Raw genomic sequence first — 20,865 nt, 5'->3', positions numbered from 1 at the left:
GCCGATCGGGGACAGTCACACCCCGCCGCCCTGTCCACGACAAAGGGGCAGACCACCCCTTCCCTTTCCCGACTATCTCCGCTAGACAGCCCACCTAACCACCCCGTCCAAGCCTTCCCCAAGCGCCGCAACGCCCTGTTGTCGTGCGCGAATGGTGCGGGTGGCCTGAGCGCCGGGTGATTCTTCCTCGCCCGCCCCGTCCGTAGACCGAGCCGAGCGAGCCCAAAGAAATGCCAAAACGTACCGACATTAAATCGATCCTCATCATCGGTGCGGGTCCGATCATCATCGGGCAGGCTTGCGAGTTCGACTATTCGGGCACCCAGGCGTGCAAGGCGCTCAAGGAAGAGGGCTACCGTATCATCCTGGTGAATTCGAACCCGGCGACGATCATGACCGATCCGGACCTGGCCGATGCCACCTATATGGAACCGATCACTCCTGAAGTGGTTGCCAAGATCATCGAAAAGGAACGTCCCGATGCCCTGCTGCCCACCATGGGCGGCCAGACGGCACTGAACTGCGCGCTGTCGCTGCGCAAGATGGGCATTCTCGAAAAGTACAATGTCGAAATGATCGGTGCCACCGCCGAGGCCATCGACAAGGCCGAAGACCGCGAGCTGTTCCGCGACGCCATGAAAAAGATCGGGCTGGAAACGCCCCGCTCCATGCTGGCGCATAACACGATCGAAGCGCTGCAGGCCCTTGAGGTCATTGGTCTTCCCGCCATCATCCGCCCCAGCTTCACCCTGGGCGGCACCGGCGGCGGCATTGCCTATAACCGCGAGGAATATCTGGCGATCTGCGAAAGCGGCATCGACGCTTCGCCCACCAATGAAGTGCTGGTGGAAGAAAGCGTGCTCGGCTGGAAAGAGTACGAAATGGAAGTTGTCCGCGACAAGAAGGACAATTGCATCATCATCTGCTCGATCGAGAATATCGATCCCATGGGTGTGCATACCGGCGACTCCATCACCGTCGCCCCCGCCCTGACGCTGACCGATAAGGAATACCAGATCATGCGCGACGCCTCCCTGGCGGTGCTGCGCGAGATCGGCGTCGAGACCGGCGGCTCCAACGTGCAGTTCGGCATCAATCCCGCTGACGGCCGCATGGTCGTCATCGAGATGAACCCGCGCGTATCGCGCTCCTCCGCGCTCGCCTCCAAGGCCACCGGCTTCCCCATCGCCAAGGTCGCGGCGCGCCTGGCCGTCGGCTACACGCTGGATGAATTGGACAACGACATCACCGGCGGCATGACCCCGGCCTCGTTCGAGCCCACCATCGACTATGTCGTGGTGAAAATCCCGCGCTTCGCCTTCGAAAAGTTCCCCGGCGCCGACAATCGCCTGACCACGTCCATGAAGTCGGTCGGCGAAGCCATGGCCATTGGCCGCACCTTCCAGGAAAGCCTGCAAAAGGCCCTGCGCTCGCTCGAAACCGGCCTCACCGGTCTCAACGAGATCGGCATTCCCGGCCTGGGCGAAGGCGAAGACAAGAACGCCATCAAGGCCGCGCTCGGCACGCCCACGCCCAATCGCCTGCTGCATGTTGCCGAGGCCATGCGCCTGGGCATGAGCCTTGAGGACATTCACGAGGCCTGCAAGATCGATCCCTGGTTCCTCGAGCAGATGCAGGGCATCGTCGATACCGAGACCAAGGTGCGCCAATTCGGCCTGCCCCAGGACGCCGCCAATCTGCGCGCCCTCAAAGGCATGGGCTTCTCCGATGCCCGCCTCGCCCAGCTCGCCGCACTCAGGCCGTCCGACGTGCGCAAGCTGCGCCACTCGCTCGACGTGCGCCCGGCCTATAAGCGTATCGACACCTCCGCTGCCGAATTCGCCTCGCCAACGGCCTATATGTACTCGACCTATGAAACCACCTTTGCCGGCGCCGTGGCCGACGAGGCCCGCCCGTCCGACCGCAAGAAAGTGGTCATCCTGGGCGGTGGTCCCAACCGCATCGGCCAGGGCATCGAGTTCGATTATTGTTGCTGTCATGCCGCCTTTGCGCTGGCTGACGCCGGCTATGAAACCATCATGGTCAACTGCAACCCCGAGACCGTCTCGACCGATTACGACACCTCCGACCGGCTCTATTTCGAGCCACTGACCGAGGAAGACGTTATCGAAATCCTGCAGCGCGAAAAGCAGAACGGCACCCTGCACGGCGTCATCGTGCAATTCGGCGGCCAGACCCCGCTCAACCTGGCCGAAGCCGTGCTCAAGGCCGGCGTACCGATCCTGGGCACCCAGCCGGACGCCATCGATCTGGCCGAAGACCGCGACCTTTTCTCCAAGCTGCTCAACAAGCTGGAATTGACTCAGCCCAAGAACGGCATCGCCTATTCCCTTGAACAGGCTCGTCTTGTTGCCGAGCGCCTGGGCTATCCGCTGGTGATCCGCCCCTCCTATGTGCTGGGCGGCCGCGCCATGGCCATCGTCCACTCGGCCAATGATTTCGAACGCTATGTGCAGGACACGCTCACCGGCCTGGTCCCGCCCGATATCCTGCAGCGCTACCCCAACGACAAGACCGGCCAGATCAATTCGGTCCTCTCCGACAATCCGCTGCTGTTCGACGCCTACCTGTCCGGCGCCACCGAAATCGACGTCGACGCCCTTTGCGACGGCAAGGACGTATTTATTGCCGGCATCATGGAGCATATCGAAGAGGCCGGCATTCACTCCGGCGACAGCGCCTGTTCGCTGCCCCCGCAGAACCTGACGCCCGAAACCATGGCCGAACTCAAGCGGCAGACGGCCGAATTGGCCTTCGCCCTCAAGGTCGGCGGGCTGATGAATGTGCAATATGCGCTTAAGGACGGCGTGATCTACCTGCTCGAAGTCAATCCGCGCGCCTCCCGCACCGTGCCCTTCGTCGCCAAGGTGATCGGCCAGCCCATCGCCAAGATCGCCAGCCGCATCATGGCCGGCGAGAGCCTGGCCAGCTTTGGCCTCGTCGAAAAAACCTTCAAGCATGTCGCCGTCAAGGAAGCCGTGTTCCCGTTCAACCGCTTCCCCGGCGTCGATACGGTCCTCGGGCCGGAAATGAAGTCGACCGGCGAAGTGATTGGCCTCGATACCAATTTCGCCATGGCCTTCGCCAAGTCGCAAATGGGTGCCGGCTCCAAGGTCCCCACCAGCGGCACCGCCTTCATCTCGGTGCGTGATGCCGACAAGGCCTATATCGTCGATATGGCCCGCCATCTCGCCGAGGCCGGTTTCACCATCCTCGCCACCAGCGGCACCCAGCGCTATCTGGTGGAAAACGGCATTGCCGCCACCAAGATCAACAAGGTGCTCGAAGGGCGTCCGCACATCGTGGACTCCATGAAAAATGGCGGCGTGCAACTGGTGATCAACACCACCGATGGCATGAAGTCGATCTCCGACAGCCGCGACATCCGCCGCACCGCATTGCTCGCCAAGATCCCCTACTACACCACCATCGACGGCGCCCTCGCCGCCGTGGAAGGCATCGTCGCCCTCAAGCAAGGCAGCATGCAGGTCCGCTCCCTGCAAAGCTATTTCGCGGTTTAGCCGGCTGGGGGCTCACCCTGCCCCGAGACCGCCCATTCCATCGTCATTGCCCGGCTTGTCCGGGCAATCCATGCTTCCGCCAGCGCTGAGCAATGGATCACCCGGACAAGCCGGGTGATGACGATGAACCATGTGGTCGCGAGAACCACAAAGGTACAGTAAAGTTCCTTCGGCTTGACCACCCCCGCCCTCATACCTATCCTGCCCCCACCATGATGATGTCCGAAGCAACTAAGTTCGCAGTGCACTTGAACGCCTAACGGCGCTCATTGGAGCACGTCCGACGAGCGGTTTCCGCTCGATCCGGCTGTCCCTACGACGGCCACGCGAACTTATGGACATATCTCATGCCCTCTCATTCTGCTGCGCTCAGCCAAGCGCAAATCTCTGCCTTCATCAATGACGGCTTCGTCCGCATCGACAACGCCTTCCCCCACGAACTGGCCGACCAGGGCCGGGCTATCCTGTGGCGCGATACCGGCTGCGATCCTCATGATCCCGGCACCTGGACCAAGCCGGTCATTCGCTTGGGCTTCTCTTCCGACCTCCCCTTCCGCACCGCGGCCAATACCCCTCTCCTGCATGCAGCTTATGACCAGCTCACCGGCAAGGACCGGTGGCTGCCGCCGCAAGGCCTGGGGACGTTCCCTGTGCGCTTCCCCTCGCCCGATGATCCCGGCGACGCTGGCTGGCATGTCGATGTCAGCTTCGGCTGGCAGGAAAACCCGACCGATTTCCTGGCCTGGCGCGTCAATGTCAGCTCGAAAGATCGGGCCTTGCTGATGCTGTTCCTCTTCTCCGATGTCGGGGAGTTGGACGCGCCAACCCGCATCCGGGTCGGCTCGCATCGCGACATTGCCCGCCAGCTGGAACCTGCCGGAGAAGCCGGACTAAGCCTGCGCGAACTGGCTGCCGACGACTTTGCCGGCACGGCCCATTGCCCCGAAGTCCTGGCGACGGGCGAGGCCGGCACGGTCTATCTGTGCCATCCGTTCCTCGCCCACGCGGCGCAGCCCCACCGGGGAACGCGACCCCGCTTCATGGCCCAACCACCGCTCCAGCCCAGCGAACAGCTCTCGCTGGACCGGCCCGACGGCGCCTATTCCCCCGTCGAAACAGCCATCCGCCAGGCGCTCAACCGCGCCTGACATCCACCAGTAGGCCTCATGGTGAGCCAGTCGAACCACGCGGTCGTGGCACTATCTCGCCACGACCTCGCCCTTCGACAAGCTCAGGGTGAGGTCTGCCGGGAAATCAGCATTTCTCAGAGAACAAAATGACCAACTATTTCAAAGACGCCTTCAGCGGCATCCGGCTCGATGAGCAAGTCACCAATCCCAACATCATCGTGGGCCGCTACAGCTATTATTCCGGCTATTACCACGGCCATAGCTTCGACGATTGCGCCCGCTTCCTGATGACCACGCCGGGCGTCGACAAGCTGATCGTGGGCAGTTTCTGCTCCATCGGCTCAGGCGCTGCCTTCATCATGGCCGGCAATCAGGGCCATCGCTACGATTGGGTCAGCTCCTTCCCGTTCCACTACATGGCCGACGTGCCCGGCTTCGGCACGGCCGCGGACGCCTTTGCCCCGGCTGGCGATACCATTATCGGCAATGACGTGTGGATCGGCACCGAAGCCATCATCATGCCCGGCATCACCATCGGCCATGGCGCCGTCATCGGCACACGGGCGCTCGTCACCAAGGATGTCGAGCCCTATGCCATTATCGGCGGCAATCCGGCCAAGCCCATCCGCAAACGCTTCAGCGACGAGCACATCGCCATGCTGCTCCAAATGGCCTGGTGGGATTGGCCCCATGAACAGCTGATCGCCGCCATGTCATTGCTGACCAGCGGCGATATTGATGCCCTGCATCGCCATTGGCAGACGCTCTAGCCACGCTCAGAGGTCGCGGCCCCCGCCGCGACCTCAAGCCTATCCCCGGAAAAACGCCGCCACTTCAGCGAGTGCTCCGTCCACCGCCTCGTCATCGACATCCAGATGCGTCACCCAGCGTTGCTGGCCATAGCGTCCCGTCGTCCCGATGCCGCGTTCGCCGAGGAATGCATTGAACCGCTCGCCCAGTTCCGCCTCGCAATTGAGGAAGATGATATTGGTATGCGGGTTGATCACGGTGAGTTGGTCAAACGACGCCAGGCCTTCGGCCAGGCGCTTGGCCCGGCGATGATCATCGGCCAGCCGGGCGACATTATGCTCCAGTGCATAAAGCCCCGCCGCGGCCAAAATCCCCGACTGGCGCATGCCGCCGCCCAGCATTTTACGATTGCGCCGGGCCGTCTCTATCAGATCGCTCCGCCCGACCAGCACCGACCCCACCGGCGCACCCAAGCCTTTGGAAAGACAGATCGAAACCGTATCGAAATCTGCGACAAACTCCTTGATATCCATGCGCAGAGCCACGCTGGCATTGAACGCCCGCGCACCATCCAGATGCAGTCCCAGCCCATGCCGCTGCGCCAGCGCCGCCACTGCAGCCATGTAGTCCACCGGCAGGATCTGCCCGCCATGGGTATTTTCCAGCGCGATCACCCGCGTCGTCGCGAAATGGCTGTCACCGGCCTTGATCGCCGCCTCGATATCGCCCAGCGCCAGCGTGCCATCGGGCTGATGCGCAATCGGCTGCGGCTGGATCGAGCCGAGCACAGCCGCGCCACCGGCTTCCCAGCGGTAGCAATGGGCATTCTGCCCGGCGATATATTCGTCGCCGCGCCCGCAATGGCTCATCAGCGCCAGCAGGTTGGATTGCGTCCCCGACGGCACGAACAAAGCCGCGTCCTTGCCCAGCTTGGCCGCCATAAGCTGCTCCAGCCGGCTGACCGTGGGATCGTCGCCAAACACATCGTCGCCCAGCTCGGCCTCGACCATGGCCGTCCGCATGGCAGCGGAGGGCCTGGTGACAGTGTCGGAGCGGAAATCGTAGCGAATAGTGTTCATGCGGCAACCTCTATAGATATCGGAACAATCTCTACTGAGCGTTGCGGGTTTTGTCAGCAGCTAGGCCGCCACCCCACTGGCAGCGCCAAACAATGCAGCCATCTCGTCGTCTAGCGTTAGCGGACTGTTAACGCTGAGCGGCTTTCGCGCTAACACAAGGATGCCCTCGATGGGGGATCCGCGATCCTGCCGCAGCGTCGCCTTTTCGAAGCGTAGCACTTCCAGCCCGGCATCGAGCAAAGCCTGCCGCGCGGCCGCAACGCCATGGGCATAGCGCAGCGATGGCCGCAGGAACACCGCCTCATCGCCGTCATGGGCTTCAAGCGAAAATGCCAACAGGCCTCCGGGCAACATGGCCGGCACCACACCTGCCAGCACCGGCGGCAGCGCGCCGCAATAGATGAACACATCGGCCGCCGTCACGAGATCAGCCACGGCCACCCTTCCCGCCAGGGCGGCGACCAGCTCGGCCTTGTCGAGGCGATCGTAAATGCCCTTCTTGCCGGTTTCGGCAATCATGGCGGCGCTGAGGTCGACGCCTTCGAGATAGGATACCTTGGCGCGCACCCGCTCGCCCATCAGCCCGGTACCGCAGCCCAGGTCGATGGCGCGGGCGAAATGATCGATGCCCAGGTTCCCCATTTCCGCAACCAGCATGGCGTCGAGCAGAGCCGGCACCTGATAGCCGAGCGTCTGCAGCAATGCGCTTTCAAAGCGCGGCGCATATTGGTCGAACAGCGCCTCGACATAGCTGACCGCGGTGCCTTCGCTGGCACTGGCCGCGCCATGCGCCGCGAGCTTCAGGCCGGCGCCGAACAGCCCATCATCATCCAGCGCCTCAAGATGCCGCCATGCCGAGATCGCGCCGGAAATATCGCCTGCTTTTTCGCTATAATTGCCCAGCAATTCCCAGCCGGCCGCCCAGAGCGGCGTCAGCTCGAGCGCCTGCCCCATCAGATCGGCAGCTGCAGCATAATCCCCGCCCTCGGCCAGCATTTTGGCATAACCGGCACGGCGGTCGGCGATGACATCGCCGGAAGAATGAAACGCCTTGGTCAAGACGAAGTGATCTCTGGAGGGCAACCGGGCCCGCTGGCCCGGCGAGCCGGGGATTTGCAGCAAATCCGGGCCGAAATCAAGCCGCTCTTTGCGCTGCATGGCTGGGGTGCGACCAACAGGGCAATAGCCAATATCTGCAATTGGCGTAGTATGCCTGCGTCCCGGCCGGATTATTCACATCCGGCCGGCGGCAGGACGCCTTTGGCCGCAGGCTCATCGCGTGTCCGCACCGGGTTCCCCAAGACCTGGCGCAAATACTTGACGGAATTCATCTTTCCCCCGGCAAATCAGCAGATTGGCCGGGCGCTTTGTCATGTGTAAACAAATTATTGAACGCCGCTTTTTTTGCGGCTAAGCTCATCGGATCGAATATTGCGGCCGACCGATCTGATCCTGCGAATACCATTCGCGCATGCTGACGTCATTTTCCGATATTTCGATATCATCAAGTCTTGGTCATCACGACTGGGACCGTCTACCGCAGCGATTGCACGAGGGAAACGCGCATCATGGCAACTGGCACTGTGAAGTGGTTCAACGGCCAAAAGGGATATGGCTTCATTCAGCCTGACGAAGGCGGTGCGGACGTGTTCGTCCACATTTCCGCCGTTCAGCGCTCGGGTCTCAATGGCCTGGATGAAGGGCAGAAGGTCAGCTACGAGATCGTCAAGGACAAGCGGACCGGCAAATCCGCCGCCGACAATCTGACCGCATCCTGATCTAATCTACCTGCAGCAAAATCAATCAAGGGCGCATCGAGGGGATGCGCCCTTTTTGTTTGGGCGGGTGCAGATGCGCGTCACCATTGCTTTCCAAATTCGCCCCGCTTTCGCGGGAATGACACTGTTGGGAAGATGGTCCCGCCTCAGTAGACCTCATCCTGAGCCTGTCGAAGGACGGGGTCGTGGCACGCCGGCCTCCACTCGCTCGACCTCGTGGTTCGACAAGCTCACCATGAGGTCTCACAGGCAGGGGCCCCTACACCCCCTCCGGCGCCACCCGGATTACCTGCCCATTGTCCGCATCGGTCAATGCATAGATCGCGCCATCGGGGCCCACCCGCACATCGCGGATGCGGCCCAGTTCGCCTTCGAACAGGCGTTCTTCGCCCACAACCGTGTCGCCGTCCATGTCGAGCCGCACCATGACATTGCCGCTGAGGCCGCCGGTGATCAAATCGCCCTGCCAGCCCTTGATCAGCTCGGCGTCATAGAAGGTGAGGCCCGATGGCGAGATGGAGGGGTCCCAATAATGCAGCGGCTGCTCCATGCCCTCCTTTTCCGTGCCCTCCCCGATCGGGTCGCCGGAATAATGTTCGCCATAGGCGATGACCGGCCAGCCATAGTTCGCGCCCGGCCGGGGCATGTTGACCTCGTCGCCGCCGCTGGCACCATGCTCCACGATGAACAATGCCCCATCGCTCTGCCGTATCGCGGCGCCTTGCGGATTGCGGTGGCCCTTGCTCCACAATTCGGGCGCCCAGCCCTCCGGCCTGGGATTGTCGTCTGGCACCGAGCCATCGGGCGCGATGCGCACCACGGCGCCCGCCAGATCGCTCATATCCTGGGCACGATCCCTTCCCCCACGCTCACCCAGCGTCACGAACAGATTGCCATCCTGGCCGATAACGATGCGCGAGCCATAATGCAGGTTCCCCCCGGTAAAATTGTTCATGCGGAAAATGACATTCCGCTCGCTGAGCGCACCACTATCGCCCGCAAGTGACAGTGTGGCCGCCAGCACCGCCGTGCCCTGCCCGCCCTCGCCCGGCTCGGAGAAGCTGAGGTAAATCCGCCCGCTTTCAGCAAAATCCGGCGCCAGCGCCAGATCGAGCAAGCCGCCCTCCGCGCGCGCCACCACCGCCGGCAGGCCTTCGATCGGCGCGCCGACCGCCCCATCCTGGTCCACCACGCGCAATTGCCCGCTGCGTTCGGTCACCAGCATGCGCCCATCCGGCAGGAACCCCAAAGCCCAGGGATGATCGAGCCCTTCGGCAATCACCATCGCGGTCAGCGGCCCGGCAGAAGTCTCGATGGTTTGCGCTGATATAGGCGCCGCCAGCGACAGGGCCAGCGCGGCGCCAGCAAAAACCGGCAGGCGAGAGGGAGAAAGATGAAACATCCTTGGGCCTTTCGTTGGCAAATGCGCTAAATCTTGAATGGGCATGTGGAGATAACCATCTTCATTGTCCACACCCGCTTGACCGCAACGCGGCAGGCGGGCAATTTGAACCTATCTCCCCCAAAAACTTATCGTGATGCACACGCCGGGTTTGGCTGGGGAGTTTGACGTTTTTGCCGTGCCGAATGGAGGCGACGAATGGACAAGATCCCGATGACGGTCGGAGGCCACAAGGCCCTGACCGCCGAATATGAGCACCGTACTGCAACCGAGCGCCGTCGCATCATCGAGGCGATCGCCGAAGCACGCGCCCATGGGGACCTGTCGGAAAACGCCGAATATTCGGCCGCCAAGGAACAGCAGAGCCTCAATGAAGGCCGCATCCAGGAGCTGGAATCGATTCTGGCCCTGGCCGACATCATCGATGTGACCAAACTGTCCGGCGGCAGCGTGAAGTTCGGCGCCACGGTGACCTTCCTCGATGAGGATACCGAAGAAGAAAAGACCTATCAGGTCGTTGGCGATCCCGAGGCCGACGCCACTGGCGGACGCGTGTCGATTTCCTCGCCAATTGCCCGCGCCATGATCGGCAAGGAAGAAGGCGATTCGTTTGAAGTTTCGGCGCCCGGTGGGTCCCGCAGCTATGAGATCGTCAAGATCCAGTACATTTAACCGGGCCGATCGACAGTCATCTCAGGCCGAATCGAAAATGGTGTTTTCGAGAACCGGACCGGAGCGTACCTTTGGGTACGTGAGGACCGGAAGCGCAGAAAACGCCATTTGCAGGCGGCACCAGATGAATGACGGGGGTCCAGGCGCTCATTTCTTGGGCATTTGCCCAAGGCAGGCTGTGACATTTTAGTGCGATCCACAGCCGCGAGCGCCACAAAAGCGACTTAGCCTTGAAAGAGTACACCTTCGGCCATTAACCTAGGACCAATCGCCATTCGGCTTCAGCTGGATGGCGGCTGGCCCAAAAGGGAGGGCCGAGGGCTACTCGCATTTGTTGGAGAGCGTTGCGATGCACGCGAAAGTCATCATCATCGGTTCCGGTCCAGCCGGCTACACCGCCGCCATCTACGCGGCGCGCGCCATGCTGGAACCCGTGATGATTCAGGGTCTGCAGCCCGGTGGCCAGCTGACCATCACCACCGATGTCGAGAACTATCCCGGCTTTGCCGATGTCATCCAGGGCCCATGGCTCATGGACCAGATGAAGGCGCAGGCCGAACATGTCGGCACCAAGATCGTCAACGACCTCATCGTCAATGTCGATTTGGACAAGCGCCCCTTCGTGCTCACCGGCGATAGCGGCGACATCTACACCGCCGATAGCTTGATCATCGCCACAGGCGCCCAGGCCAAGTGGCTTGGCATTCCGTCCGAGCAGAAGTTCCAGGGCTTTGGCGTCTCCGCCTGCGCCACCTGCGACGGCTTTTTCTATCGCAACAAGGAAGTGCTGGTGGTCGGCGGCGGCAATACCGCGGTCGAAGAAGCGCTGTTCCTCACCAATTTCGCCTCCAAGGTCATCGTTGTGCACCGCCGCAACGAATTCCGCGCGGAGCGCATCCTGCAGGATCGCCTGTTCAAAAATCCCAAGATCGAAGTGCGCTGGAATACCGAGGTCGCCGAAGTCGGCGGCTCGTCCATGCCCACCTCGGTCAATTCGGTCACCCTGCGCGACACTACGACCGGCCGCACTTATGAACAGCCGATCGACGGTATTTTCGTCGCCATCGGCCATGCCCCAGCAACGTCAATATTTGCCGGCAAGCTGGACATGAAGCCCGGCGGCTATCTGCAGGTAAAGGCCGGCACGACCGAAACCAATATTCCCGGCGTCTTTGCCGCTGGGGATGTCACCGATGATGTTTACCGTCAGGCAATCACGGCCGCAGGCATGGGTTGCATGGCAGCGCTTGAAGCAGAACGATACCTGGCTGAACACGAGCTCGCCGAAGCGGCGGAGTAGACTGACCGACGACCCAAATAGAAAGCGTCACAAGAAATGCTCGACTGGGACAAGCTCCGGATTTTCCACACCGCCGCCGAGTCGGGCAGTTTCACACATGCCGCTGAAAAGCTGGGCATGAGCCAATCCGCCGTCAGCCGGCAGATCTCGGCGCTGGAGGATGATCTGGGCCTCAAGCTCTTCATCCGCCATGCGCGCGGGCTGGTGCTGACCGAAGTGGGCGAGCAATTGTTCCGCACCGCCCATCGCATGCATTGGGAACTCCAGCAGGTCGAAACCCAGATGTCCGAAAGCCAGGACGTCCCCACCGGCCCGCTCATCGTTACCACCACCGTGGGTATCGGTTCGACCTGGCTGTCGTCGCGGCTGGATGAGTTTTTGAAGCTCTATCCGCTGATCCAGCTCGAAATCCGCCTCAACGATGCCGAGCTCGACCTGGCCATGCGCGAGGCCGACGTCGCCATCCGCCTGCACCGCCCCAACCAGTCCGAAATGATCCAGCGCAAGCTGTTCACGGTGCACAACCACTTCTACGCCACCAATAGCTATATCGACGAATTCGGCATGCCCGCCACGGTCGATAACCTCGAAGACCACCGCATCATCAGTTTCGGCGAGCCGGTGCCCTCCTATCTGGGCGATATCAACTTCCTCGAACGCATGGGGCGCTCCGATTCCAGCCCGCGCCGCGCCGCACTCAAGGTCAATTCGATCTATGGCATGCTGCAGGCCTGCCGCGCCGGCATCGGCATCGCCATGCTGCCCGACTATGTGACTGAGAAGGAAGACGGCCTGATCCAGGTGCTGCCCGAGATCGAACTGCCGGCTTACGAAGCCTACTTTGTCTATCCCCCGGCTCTGAAGAACTCCAAGCGCGTCGGCGTGTTCCGCGATTTCCTGGTCGGCAAAGCCCGCGAGTGGAGCTTCTAATATCCCTTTGAGACCTCATGGTGAGCTTGTCGAACCACGAGGTCGGGCGCGCCAGGCGATCCCTACCCACGGTGTCATTCCCGCGAAAGCGGGAACCTCTGTTGGGAAGCTCAGGAAGAAAACGGAGGTTTCCGCTTTCGCGGGAATGACTCAGCTGTTGTAACTGGCCGGGTGGTTTACCATGCCCCTCATCACCACCATCGCCTTCGACGCCGATGATACGCTCTGGCAGAATGAGCAGTTTTTCCGGCTGACCGAGCAGCGCTTTGCCGATCTGCTCAAGGACTATACCGACGCGCCTGACCTCAATGATCGGCTGATCAAGGCGGTCACCGCCAATCTGCAATATTACGGCTTCGGCATGAAGGGCTTTGCCCTGTCCATGATCGAAACCGCGCTGGAAGTGACCGATCATAGTGTCCCCGGCACGGTGATTGCCGAAATTCTCGCCGCCGGGCGCGAGTTGCTGACCTATCCGCTGCAGACCCTGCCCTATGTCGACCAGGTGCTGGGCCAATTGCAGGATAGCCATCGGCTCATCATCATCACCAAGGGCGACACGTTCGACCAAGAGCGCAAACTTGCCGCCTCCGGCCTGGCCGATTATTTCGCCGCCGTCGAAATCGTCGCCGACAAGGATCCCGCCACCTATGCCCGCATCTTCGAGCGGCACAGCGACGGGGCAGCCCGCACGCTGATGGTGGGCAATTCACTGCGCTCCGATATCCTGCCGCCGCTGGCCGCCGGCAGTTTCGCCGTCTATGTGCCGCATGCACTGACCTGGTCCTATGAGCATGCCGCCGAGCCGGACGGAGAATCGCGCTATGCAAAAATCGAGCATATCGGGGAGCTTCCTGCCGCCATTGCGGCCTTCGAATCCAGCCATGGCTGAGATGGCCTGCTATTTTAAAGGCATTTGCGCCGCCGGCCCGCCTGCGACATACCGTACCGGCTCACGCTGGGCCTCTGATTTCATTGATATTTTAGCGCCAACATGCTCGCTGCGCATGGCTGGCATGTAACCTGCCTAATTGTTGAGCGCGATGCCGCCTCTTATATGAGCGCCATCACAGCGGCGCTTCCCTCCTCCCTTGCGCGCTGCTGCGTTCCCTCCTGGCGGGATTTATCCCGCTCCCTTGTGGCTTCGCTCTCCCCTCGAGCGAGGCCACTTTTGTTTTACCTGCAGCTTTTGCATGGCTGACATGTCAGCTTTCGTATTGCCGACTAGTTCAGTAGAGTTCATATAGAAGGCGTCGCTGAGGCGCGCTCCGAATCCTCCTCCCTCGGACCCCGCATCGCGACACCGAACCTGAGCCGTATCCTCCTCCCTCGGCAAAGGTTCAACGGTAGAGCGCATATCCTCCTCCCTTGCTCTCTACCCCACTTCAGATTTGGCTTCGGCCCAGTCATCGGCCCCATCTTCGGATGGGGCCTTTTTTTCGCGCCTATGCCGGCGCCGTGCATAGCTTCACTGCTCAAAGAATGGACAACTTGTCGCAGTGCCTAATGCATGGCTGACATGTTGAGACGGCCATTGCTGACCGGACGGTCAAATTCTATATGTGTATTCGTCGCTGGAAACGCCGCTCCGTATCCTCCTCCCTCGGACCCGCGTTTAGGCGACACCGGATCGAAGCCGTATCCTCCTCCCTCGGCTTGGGTCCACCCGGTTTGGTGCATATCCTCCTCCCTTGCACCGGACCATTACTTACGATTTGGCTTCGGCCCTATCATCAGGCCCCATCTTCGGATGGGGCCCTTTTTTTGTTCTGAAGTACGTGGAGCACGGGACAAACGCGGAGACCGGCTCTCAAATCCCGGCCATGCATGGCTGACCTTCCCATTGAGCGTTTGTTCCGCCGCATCACATGGTCGATAACGGCCTTAGGTTTTCCGCTTCGGCAGAAAGCCCCTGGCCTCGCCCATCCCCTCGGGCGGGGCCTTTTGCTTTTCAGGCCGGACAATTCTGCCGCCACAAGGCAAATTCTGCCGCCCTGAAATGGGTCGGCTGCGCTAACCCCCTGAAACCATTGAGCCGGCAAGCGGCACAGCGCTTGCAACGACCTTCTGGCAAAGCCAGGAGAATGCCCATGGTTGCCGTCAGCACGGCCTATAGCGCCAACACCTATTACTCTGCTGCGGCAAGCCAGACGGCCAATGCAAAAATCGCCGGCACGACCAACCCCGCCGCAACCGCGACAACGGATGCCGCAGCCACCTCGGTCACCCTCTCCGACGCTGCCAAGGCCGCGCTGGCCGCCAAGGATTTTGCCACCGTGCTGGCCGAGGCGCGCGCCAAGCTCAATGCCCTGCTGACCGAAGCTGGCCGCACCAATCCGCTGGAAAAGGATAAGCTGGCGCTCGATCTTTCGAGCCTTGACCCCCGCGAACTCTACGCCATGGCCAGCGACGACAGTTTCACCGCTGACGAGCAGACGGCGGCCGGGCTCGAAATGCAGCGCCAGCTCGAGGCCGCCTTGGCTGGCCCCGCCGCCGTCGCCAAGGTCACCGGCAATTATCAGGGACTCTACAAGGCCGCCGCCGAATATCTCGATAGCCTGGGCGCCGAGGAAAAAGCCGCCCCCGACTGGATCGCCGCCCGCGCCGCCGTCACCGAAGGCCTCAAGCAGTTGCAGGCCGATCCCAAGAAATTGCCCGATGCCGGCGAGGACGATCCCGTCGCCATCTACCTGGCGCTGCTCAAGGCCGGCGAAACCACCACGCCGCGCCCCATTACCGACGTCGCCACTTCCGCCCGCAGCACGCTCGACGCGCTCTATGCCGATGCCACCGCCTCGGGCAAGGCGCCCACCTTCAACAAGAATACGAGTGTGGGGACCTATATCGACCTGTCCAAATTCGACAGCCGCATGCTGTCCTCCATCGTGCTGGACACGTCAGGCCAATTCACGCCCGAGGAAACCCGCGCCGCCGACCAGGCCCTGCGCGCCAAGAGCGGGGCAGCGCTGGTCGCCGGCTTCCAGAACGCCGCCAAATCCAGCGACCCCACCGCCTTCAGCCAGAACATCATCTCGATCTATGCCTCGATGAGCCCCGAAGAACGCCAGGCCGCCGGCTGGAGCGAAGACTTCTACGAAGCAGCGTTGGGCAGCTACCAATCGACCTCCCAACTGGTCAAAATGTTCGCTGACGCTGGTGGGTCCAGCACGAGCTTTTTGGGATTGTTGGGGCAGTAGGGGGTTCTCGGCCGCCTGAGTTTCTCAACCGAGGGAATTCGGCCGCGGATCTCTCAACATCCACCGTGTCATTCCGGCGCAGGCCGGAATCCAGGTCCGTGGCGCACCGCACACATCCAGCGCCGGGATAGCCTTCAGCATGGATTCCGGCCTGCGCCGGAATGACATCGTGGCGGGGTGAGATGGCGGCGCACGCCCATTGCCTCCACCATCACCGCATCTCCCTCGGGCTCGACCCGAGGGCCGTCCTCAACCCGGCACAAGCGGCGAGTGGCCCTCGGGTCGAGCCCGAGGGAGATCGTGCGGAGGAGGGAACGGGTGCCTCGGTCCACATCCACCGGGTCATTCCCGCGGATGATTGCAAGACCAGGCGACCGTTGAGGGGTCTCGGTTAGGGCCTACGCAATCCCCGCGCAAAACCCCTGGATCCGCCTGACCGCTTCTTCCAGCTCGGCATTGCTCGCCGCATAGCTCAGCCGGAAATGACCCGGTAGGCCAAAGGCCGCGCCATGCACCAGCGCCACGCCGGTTTCTTCCAGCAGCGCCATGACGAAATCCTCGTCCGTGGTCAGCAGCTTGCCGCCGGCGCTGGTCTTGCCGAGCAGCCGCTTGCAGGAGGGGAACACGTAGAACGCGCCTTCGGGCACGAGGCAATCGAGCCCGGTATTGGCATTGAGCCCCGCCACCACAAGATCGCGCCGCTCTTGGAACGCCTGCCGCCACTCGGCCAGAAATTCCTGCGGCCCGTTCAGCGCCTCGACGGCGGCCCATTGCGAGATGGAACTGGGATTGGTGGTCGACTGGCCCTGCAGCTTGGTCATGGCCGCCAGCAGTGGGCGTGGGCCAGTGCAATAGCCGATGCGCCAGCCGGTCATGGCGTGCGACTTGCTCACTCCATTCATGGTCAGCGTCCGCTTCTGCAAAGCCGGCTCGACCTGGGCGATGGTGGCGAAAACCCCGCCATCATAGACCAGCACTTCATAGATATCGTCGGTGAGGATATGCACATGCGGGTGGCGCAGCAGCACCTCGGCCAGCCCCTTGAGCTCGGCGGCCGAATAGGCGGCACCCGTGGGGTTGGATGGCGTATTGAGGATCAGCCACTTGGTCCTGGGCGTAATGGCCGCTTCCAATACTTCGGGCCTCAGCTTGAAGCCGGTCGTGTCATCGGCCACGGCAAAAACCGGCTCGGCGCCGCAGAGCCGCACGATTTCGGGATAGCTGACCCAATAGGGCACCGGCACCACGACCTCATCGCCCGGATTGAGCGTCGCCATCAGGGCATTGAAAATGATCTGCTTGCCGCCCGAGGAGACGAAGCAATCGGCCGCCGTGACATCGAGCCCGTTGTCGCGCCGGAACTTGGCCGCCACCGCTTCCTTGAGCTCGGCAATGCCATCCACATTGGTATAACGCGTCTTGCCTTCGTCCATGGCCTTGATCGCAGCCTGGCGCACATGGAGCGGGGTGTTGAAATCGGGTTCGCCCGCCGAGAGCGCAATAATGTCGCGCCCCTGCTCGGCCATCACCCGGGCCTTCTGGCTGATCGCCACCGTCGCCGAGGGGGCCACCCGCGCCAGTGCATCAGACAAGAACGCCATTTCATCTCTCCCGGGAAATATTGGGCAAACTGATATTGCCTCAGGCCCGCCGGGGCAACTGGCTTGATGGCTTATTTCGCCGGTGGCGGCGCCGTGGACTCCCGCACGACCAACTCCGTCGACAAGACCCGCCGGCCCTCGACCTGGGTTTCGCCCAATGCTGCATCCACCGCCAGCCGCGCAATCTCGTGCATCGGCTGGGCCATGGTGGTCAGCTTGGGCGTGGCGACCGCGGCCTCAGGCACGCCATCAAAGCCGATCACCGATACATCGCCGGGCACATCCCGGCCCGAGCGGAACAGCCAATCGACGGCATACATGGCGATCTTGTCGGACATGGCGAGGATGGCGGTTGGAGGCTCGGGGGCAGCAAATATCTGCGCCATAGCCGCATGGGTGCTGGTCTCGTCCTCCAGCGTGCCATAGATCGGCACCGATTGCGGATCCATCCCGGCTTCCTGCAGCGCCTGCCAATAGCCCAGCGCCCGGTCGCGCGAGGTGGAATACCAGGCCTGCCGCACCAGTGCCTCGTCGGCCTTTCCGAAGTGACCATCGCTCAGCATTGTCGACAGGATCGCAAAGCGGCGATGTCCCAAGCCCAGCATATGCTCGGCCGCGAGGCGCGCGCCGTTGAAATTATCGACGCCAATGGCCGGGACCGATTGATCCTCCGCCCCGATCGCCAGCGCCACATAGGGCAATTGGCGTTGCCGCGTGATATCGACCAGCCGTTCCCCGCCCTCGACGCAAAGCAGGATGAAACCATCCACCAGCGCCGATTGCACATTCCAATCCAGCCGCTCGTCGCTTCGTGCCGATATCAGCGCCACACCCGCTCCGCGCCCATCGCAGATATCGGAAATCTCGGCCATCAACTGGCGGGCCCACAGGTCCTCGAAAAAATAACTGAGCGGCTCGATGGCGGCGACGCCCACCGCATTGACCTTGCCCGCCCGCAGCAGGCGCCCGGTAATGCTGGGGCCGCCATATCCCAGTTCCTTGGCCACGGCATGCACACGCTCGCGCACTTCCTCGCGCACGATTTCGGGACGGCTGAACACATTGGACGCGGTGCCCTGCGACACGCCGGCCGCCTTGGCCACGTCCCTCAGCCTGATTTTTTCCGGACCCTGCTTGGCCAAAAGCCCCGCCTTTCAGTGGTTATTTCATTGACTAGCATCAATTTTGGATCGGTTCAATTTTTGCTTGACTCCCCCTAGCACAAAGACTTAGATTTGAACCGGTTCAACGCATTCCCATGCCGGCGAATTGAATCGGTTCAATTCGTTCATTCGCCTCAGGAGGTTCAAATGATCCCTGCCAGCTATATGTTCAAGCAAGTCTATCATCAGCATTGGGAAGCCGCGGAGCCGGAGGTTGCGCTCGTCACCCAGCCACGCGGTGGCATTGTCATTCCCCTGCGCCAGATCATCGCCCTGGCGGCCCGCGCCCTGGATAATCTGCGGCATCGCGGCCATGGAAATTCCGCGCACACCGCCGGGTAACGCCACACTTCTGCCGCCAAATGGTACGCCACGGGTCGCATTCGGTCCCAACTCGAACCGCATTCGCATGGCTTTATGGGATGATCGCAACGAACATACGACGTCGATCCCATGCACAAATCTGCGTCCCCCAAGCGGAAAAGTCTCAAGCTCTATGCCATCGCCTCGTCGGCCGCCCTGGCCCTCGGCGCATCTGGTGCCCTGGTTGCTGGCGTCACACCGGCAAGCGCGGCGAGCCTGGCCCACCAGGTTGACCCGCAAATCGCGGCCTTCATGGTGCCGCTGACCATTCTGCTGTTTGCGATCCTCTACGAAGCCGGCCGCATTGCCCTGCGCGGCAATCTCCCTGTGGAGGCCCCTGCTCATCGCACGGCGCGCCGCTACTGGTCCCCGGGCCGCGGCGAAGGCTGACTTCAAGCCTACCTGATCTCCCAAAGTTCCTGACCAAATCAGACTGGACCGGCCTTGCGCCGGTCCTTTTTCATTGCACGATGTTCGACCAACCGACTATTGCCCTCCCCGGTCAGCAGGATCACACTCCTTATCGAGGAGGACTGAACCATGCTGGTTGATACGATACTGCAGAACAAGGGTGCTCTGGTTTACACCCTGCCCGAAACGGGCACGCTCGCCGACGCTGTCGCCATGCTCAACGCGCACAATATCGGTGCGGTCGTCATCACGCATAAGGACGGCACCATTGCCGGTATTCTGTCAGAACGCGACGTCGTGCGCCGCCTGGGCGAAGGCGCAGCTTCGGCATTGAGCCTCACCATTGCCGAATGCATGACCCGCTCGGTCCACACCACCAGCCGCCAGGCCCATATCGACGACATCATGGAGCGCATGACGCTTTCGCGCGTCCGCCATATGCCGGTCACCGAAGGCAAGACACTGATCGGCATCGTCTCGATCGGCGACGTGGTCAAGCTCAAGATCGAGCAGATCGAACGCGAAGCCGAGGAATTGCGGGAATATATCGCATCATGAACTAGCCGGCAGATCGGGCCTCCCTCCCCCTTGCTAGGAGGGAGGCACATCGCGGCTTATCAGATATTCGCGTCGACCAGCGCCTTGAGCTGGGCCATTTCATCCCCGGTCAGATCGACCAGCGGCGGACGCACGGGGCCGGCTTTGCGGCCGCGCACTTCCAGGCCCGCCTTGATGATCGAGACGGCATAACCCTTGCGGCGGTTGCGCAGCACGGTCAGCGGGAAGAAGAAATCCTTGAGAATGGCGTCGGTCGTCTTGGTGTCGCCGGCCCGCAGCGCGGTGTAGAAGCGCTGCGCCAGTTCTGGGACGAAGTTGAACACGGCCGAGGAATAGGTGGTGACGCCGGCGGCGAAATAGGCCGTGGCGTAGAGTTCGTGCGTCGGCATGCCGCCGATATAGGTCAGGCGATCACCCAGCTTGGTGGTGATTTCGATCACGCGGTCGACTTCGCCATAGCCGTCCTTGAAGCCGATCAGGTTGGGGCATTGGTCGCATAGCTTTTGCAGGCTATCGGCGGTGAGCACGATATTGTCGCGGTTATAGACCACGACGCCGATGCCGACAGCATCGCAGATCGCCTTGACGTGGGCGACCAGGCCCTCCTGCTCAGAGAACATCAGATAAGGTGGCAGCAGCAGCACGCCATCGGCGCCGGCAGCTTCAGCGGCCTTGGCCATTTCGACAGCCATGGCCGTGCCATAGGCCGCGCCGCCCAGGATTGGCGTCTTGCCCGCCGTGGTCTTGGCAATCCGGGTGATATGGGCGACTTCGGCCGGGGTCAGCGAGAACAGCTCACCCGTGCCCCCCGGGGCGAACAGCACGGCGGCACCAAACCCATCCAGCCAATCGATATGGGTGCGATAGGCCTCCTCGTCGATGCTCAGATCGGCATTGAAGGTGGTCACGGGGAAGGAGAGCAGGCCGCTGCCGAGCGCTACCTTGAGTTCGCTGGGGGTCATGGAAAAGGGATCCTCTAAATCAGGAAA

At 62.0% G+C, this 20,865-nt stretch carries 18 protein-coding genes; 12 read left to right on the top strand and 6 right to left on the bottom strand.

Translation table 11 applies throughout. The features are described 5' to 3' along the window. The first annotated feature begins 230 nt into the window (after positions 1 to 230). The 3 genes from carB to catB all read left to right on the top strand — a co-directional run bounded on the left by carB (position 231) and on the right by catB (position 5,442). A complete protein-coding gene (gene carB / locus FF80_RS11835) occupies positions 231 to 3,542 on the top strand; it encodes a carbamoyl-phosphate synthase large subunit (RefSeq protein WP_035100577.1) in 3,312 nt (1,103 codons plus the stop codon). A gap of 347 nt (positions 3,543 to 3,889) precedes the next feature. After that, on the top strand, positions 3,890 to 4,690 hold the full coding sequence (locus FF80_RS11825) for a phytanoyl-CoA dioxygenase family protein (RefSeq protein ID WP_035100572.1): 801 nt from the start codon (positions 3,890 to 3,892) through the stop codon (positions 4,688 to 4,690). A gap of 128 nt (positions 4,691 to 4,818) precedes the next feature. After that, complete coding sequence (catB, locus tag FF80_RS11820) at positions 4,819 to 5,442, top strand: type B chloramphenicol O-acetyltransferase (protein WP_035100570.1); 624 nt, start codon at positions 4,819 to 4,821, stop codon at positions 5,440 to 5,442. A 39-nt stretch (positions 5,443 to 5,481) separates the two neighbouring features. Here the strand turns inward: catB and ltaE are convergent, their stop codons facing one another. Further along, positions 5,482 to 6,501 carry a low-specificity L-threonine aldolase gene (gene ltaE, locus FF80_RS11815; protein ID WP_035100568.1) on the bottom strand — a complete coding sequence of 340 codons (1,020 nt, stop codon included), beginning with the start codon at positions 6,499 to 6,501 and terminating at the stop codon, positions 5,482 to 5,484. Positions 6,502 to 6,561: 60 nt separating this feature from the next. Continuing rightward, positions 6,562 to 7,659, bottom strand: coding sequence for a methyltransferase (locus FF80_RS11810; RefSeq protein ID WP_152558362.1), 1,098 nt, complete (start codon positions 7,657 to 7,659; stop codon positions 6,562 to 6,564). A gap of 410 nt (positions 7,660 to 8,069) precedes the next feature. Here FF80_RS11810 and FF80_RS11805 point away from each other — a divergent pair, with 410 nt between their 5' ends. Further along, positions 8,070 to 8,279 carry a cold-shock protein gene (locus FF80_RS11805; RefSeq protein WP_035080396.1) on the top strand — a complete coding sequence of 70 codons (210 nt, stop codon included), beginning with the start codon at positions 8,070 to 8,072 and terminating at the stop codon, positions 8,277 to 8,279. Positions 8,280 to 8,538: 259 nt separating this feature from the next. Here the strand turns inward: FF80_RS11805 and FF80_RS11800 are convergent, their stop codons facing one another. Then, positions 8,539 to 9,681: a PQQ-dependent sugar dehydrogenase gene (locus FF80_RS11800; protein WP_200877193.1), complete on the bottom strand. Its 1,143-nt coding sequence runs from the start codon at positions 9,679 to 9,681 to the stop codon at positions 8,539 to 8,541. A gap of 198 nt (positions 9,682 to 9,879) precedes the next feature. Here FF80_RS11800 and greA point away from each other — a divergent pair, with 198 nt between their 5' ends. From greA to FF80_RS11770, 5 genes are all read left to right on the top strand, one after another. After that, complete coding sequence (gene greA, locus FF80_RS11795; RefSeq protein WP_035100566.1) at positions 9,880 to 10,353, top strand: transcription elongation factor GreA; 474 nt, start codon at positions 9,880 to 9,882, stop codon at positions 10,351 to 10,353. A 349-nt stretch (positions 10,354 to 10,702) separates the two neighbouring features. Continuing rightward, positions 10,703 to 11,653, top strand: a complete 951-nt coding sequence (gene trxB / locus FF80_RS11790) for a thioredoxin-disulfide reductase (protein ID WP_035100565.1) — start codon at positions 10,703 to 10,705, stop codon at positions 11,651 to 11,653. 36 nt (positions 11,654 to 11,689) lie between these two features. After that, complete coding sequence (locus FF80_RS11785; RefSeq protein ID WP_035100564.1) at positions 11,690 to 12,583, top strand: LysR family transcriptional regulator; 894 nt, start codon at positions 11,690 to 11,692, stop codon at positions 12,581 to 12,583. 181 nt (positions 12,584 to 12,764) lie between these two features. Then, on the top strand, positions 12,765 to 13,475 hold the full coding sequence (locus FF80_RS11780; protein ID WP_035100561.1) for an HAD family hydrolase: 711 nt from the start codon (positions 12,765 to 12,767) through the stop codon (positions 13,473 to 13,475). A 1,198-nt stretch (positions 13,476 to 14,673) separates the two neighbouring features. Then, complete coding sequence (locus FF80_RS11770) at positions 14,674 to 15,780, top strand: hypothetical protein (RefSeq protein WP_052153446.1); 1,107 nt, start codon at positions 14,674 to 14,676, stop codon at positions 15,778 to 15,780. A 398-nt stretch (positions 15,781 to 16,178) separates the two neighbouring features. Here the strand turns inward: FF80_RS11770 and FF80_RS11760 are convergent, their stop codons facing one another. Both FF80_RS11760 and FF80_RS11755 read right to left on the bottom strand, forming a co-directional pair. Further along, positions 16,179 to 17,381, bottom strand: coding sequence for a pyridoxal phosphate-dependent aminotransferase (locus FF80_RS11760; protein ID WP_035100553.1), 1,203 nt, complete (start codon positions 17,379 to 17,381; stop codon positions 16,179 to 16,181). A gap of 71 nt (positions 17,382 to 17,452) precedes the next feature. After that, complete coding sequence (locus FF80_RS11755) at positions 17,453 to 18,484, bottom strand: LacI family DNA-binding transcriptional regulator (RefSeq protein WP_244445765.1); 1,032 nt, start codon at positions 18,482 to 18,484, stop codon at positions 17,453 to 17,455. Positions 18,485 to 18,691: 207 nt separating this feature from the next. On the opposite strand from FF80_RS11755, the gene FF80_RS11750 reads away from it, so the two are divergent. The 3 genes from FF80_RS11750 to FF80_RS11740 all read left to right on the top strand — a co-directional run bounded on the left by FF80_RS11750 (position 18,692) and on the right by FF80_RS11740 (position 19,876). Then, a complete protein-coding gene (locus tag FF80_RS11750; RefSeq protein ID WP_035100547.1) occupies positions 18,692 to 18,886 on the top strand; it encodes a hypothetical protein in 195 nt (64 codons plus the stop codon). Positions 18,887 to 18,997: 111 nt separating this feature from the next. Then, positions 18,998 to 19,297, top strand: coding sequence for a hypothetical protein (locus tag FF80_RS11745; RefSeq protein ID WP_035100544.1), 300 nt, complete (start codon positions 18,998 to 19,000; stop codon positions 19,295 to 19,297). 150 nt (positions 19,298 to 19,447) lie between these two features. Continuing rightward, positions 19,448 to 19,876: a CBS domain-containing protein gene (locus tag FF80_RS11740; RefSeq protein WP_035100541.1), complete on the top strand. Its 429-nt coding sequence runs from the start codon at positions 19,448 to 19,450 to the stop codon at positions 19,874 to 19,876. A gap of 59 nt (positions 19,877 to 19,935) precedes the next feature. On the opposite strand, the gene kdgD is transcribed toward FF80_RS11740, so the two are convergent. Beyond that, the gene (kdgD, locus tag FF80_RS11735; protein WP_035100540.1) at positions 19,936 to 20,838 is read right to left on the bottom strand and encodes a 5-dehydro-4-deoxyglucarate dehydratase; all 903 of its coding nucleotides are present in this window, start codon (positions 20,836 to 20,838) and stop codon (positions 19,936 to 19,938) included. Positions 20,839 to 20,865 lie beyond the last annotated feature (27 nt).

It is taken from the genome of Devosia sp. LC5, from assembly GCF_000735585.1.
GTDB lineage: Bacteria > Pseudomonadota > Alphaproteobacteria > Rhizobiales > Devosiaceae > Devosia.
The sequence above is the reverse complement of the archived record's forward strand: the minus strand, read 5'-3'. Positions and strand labels throughout refer to the sequence as shown.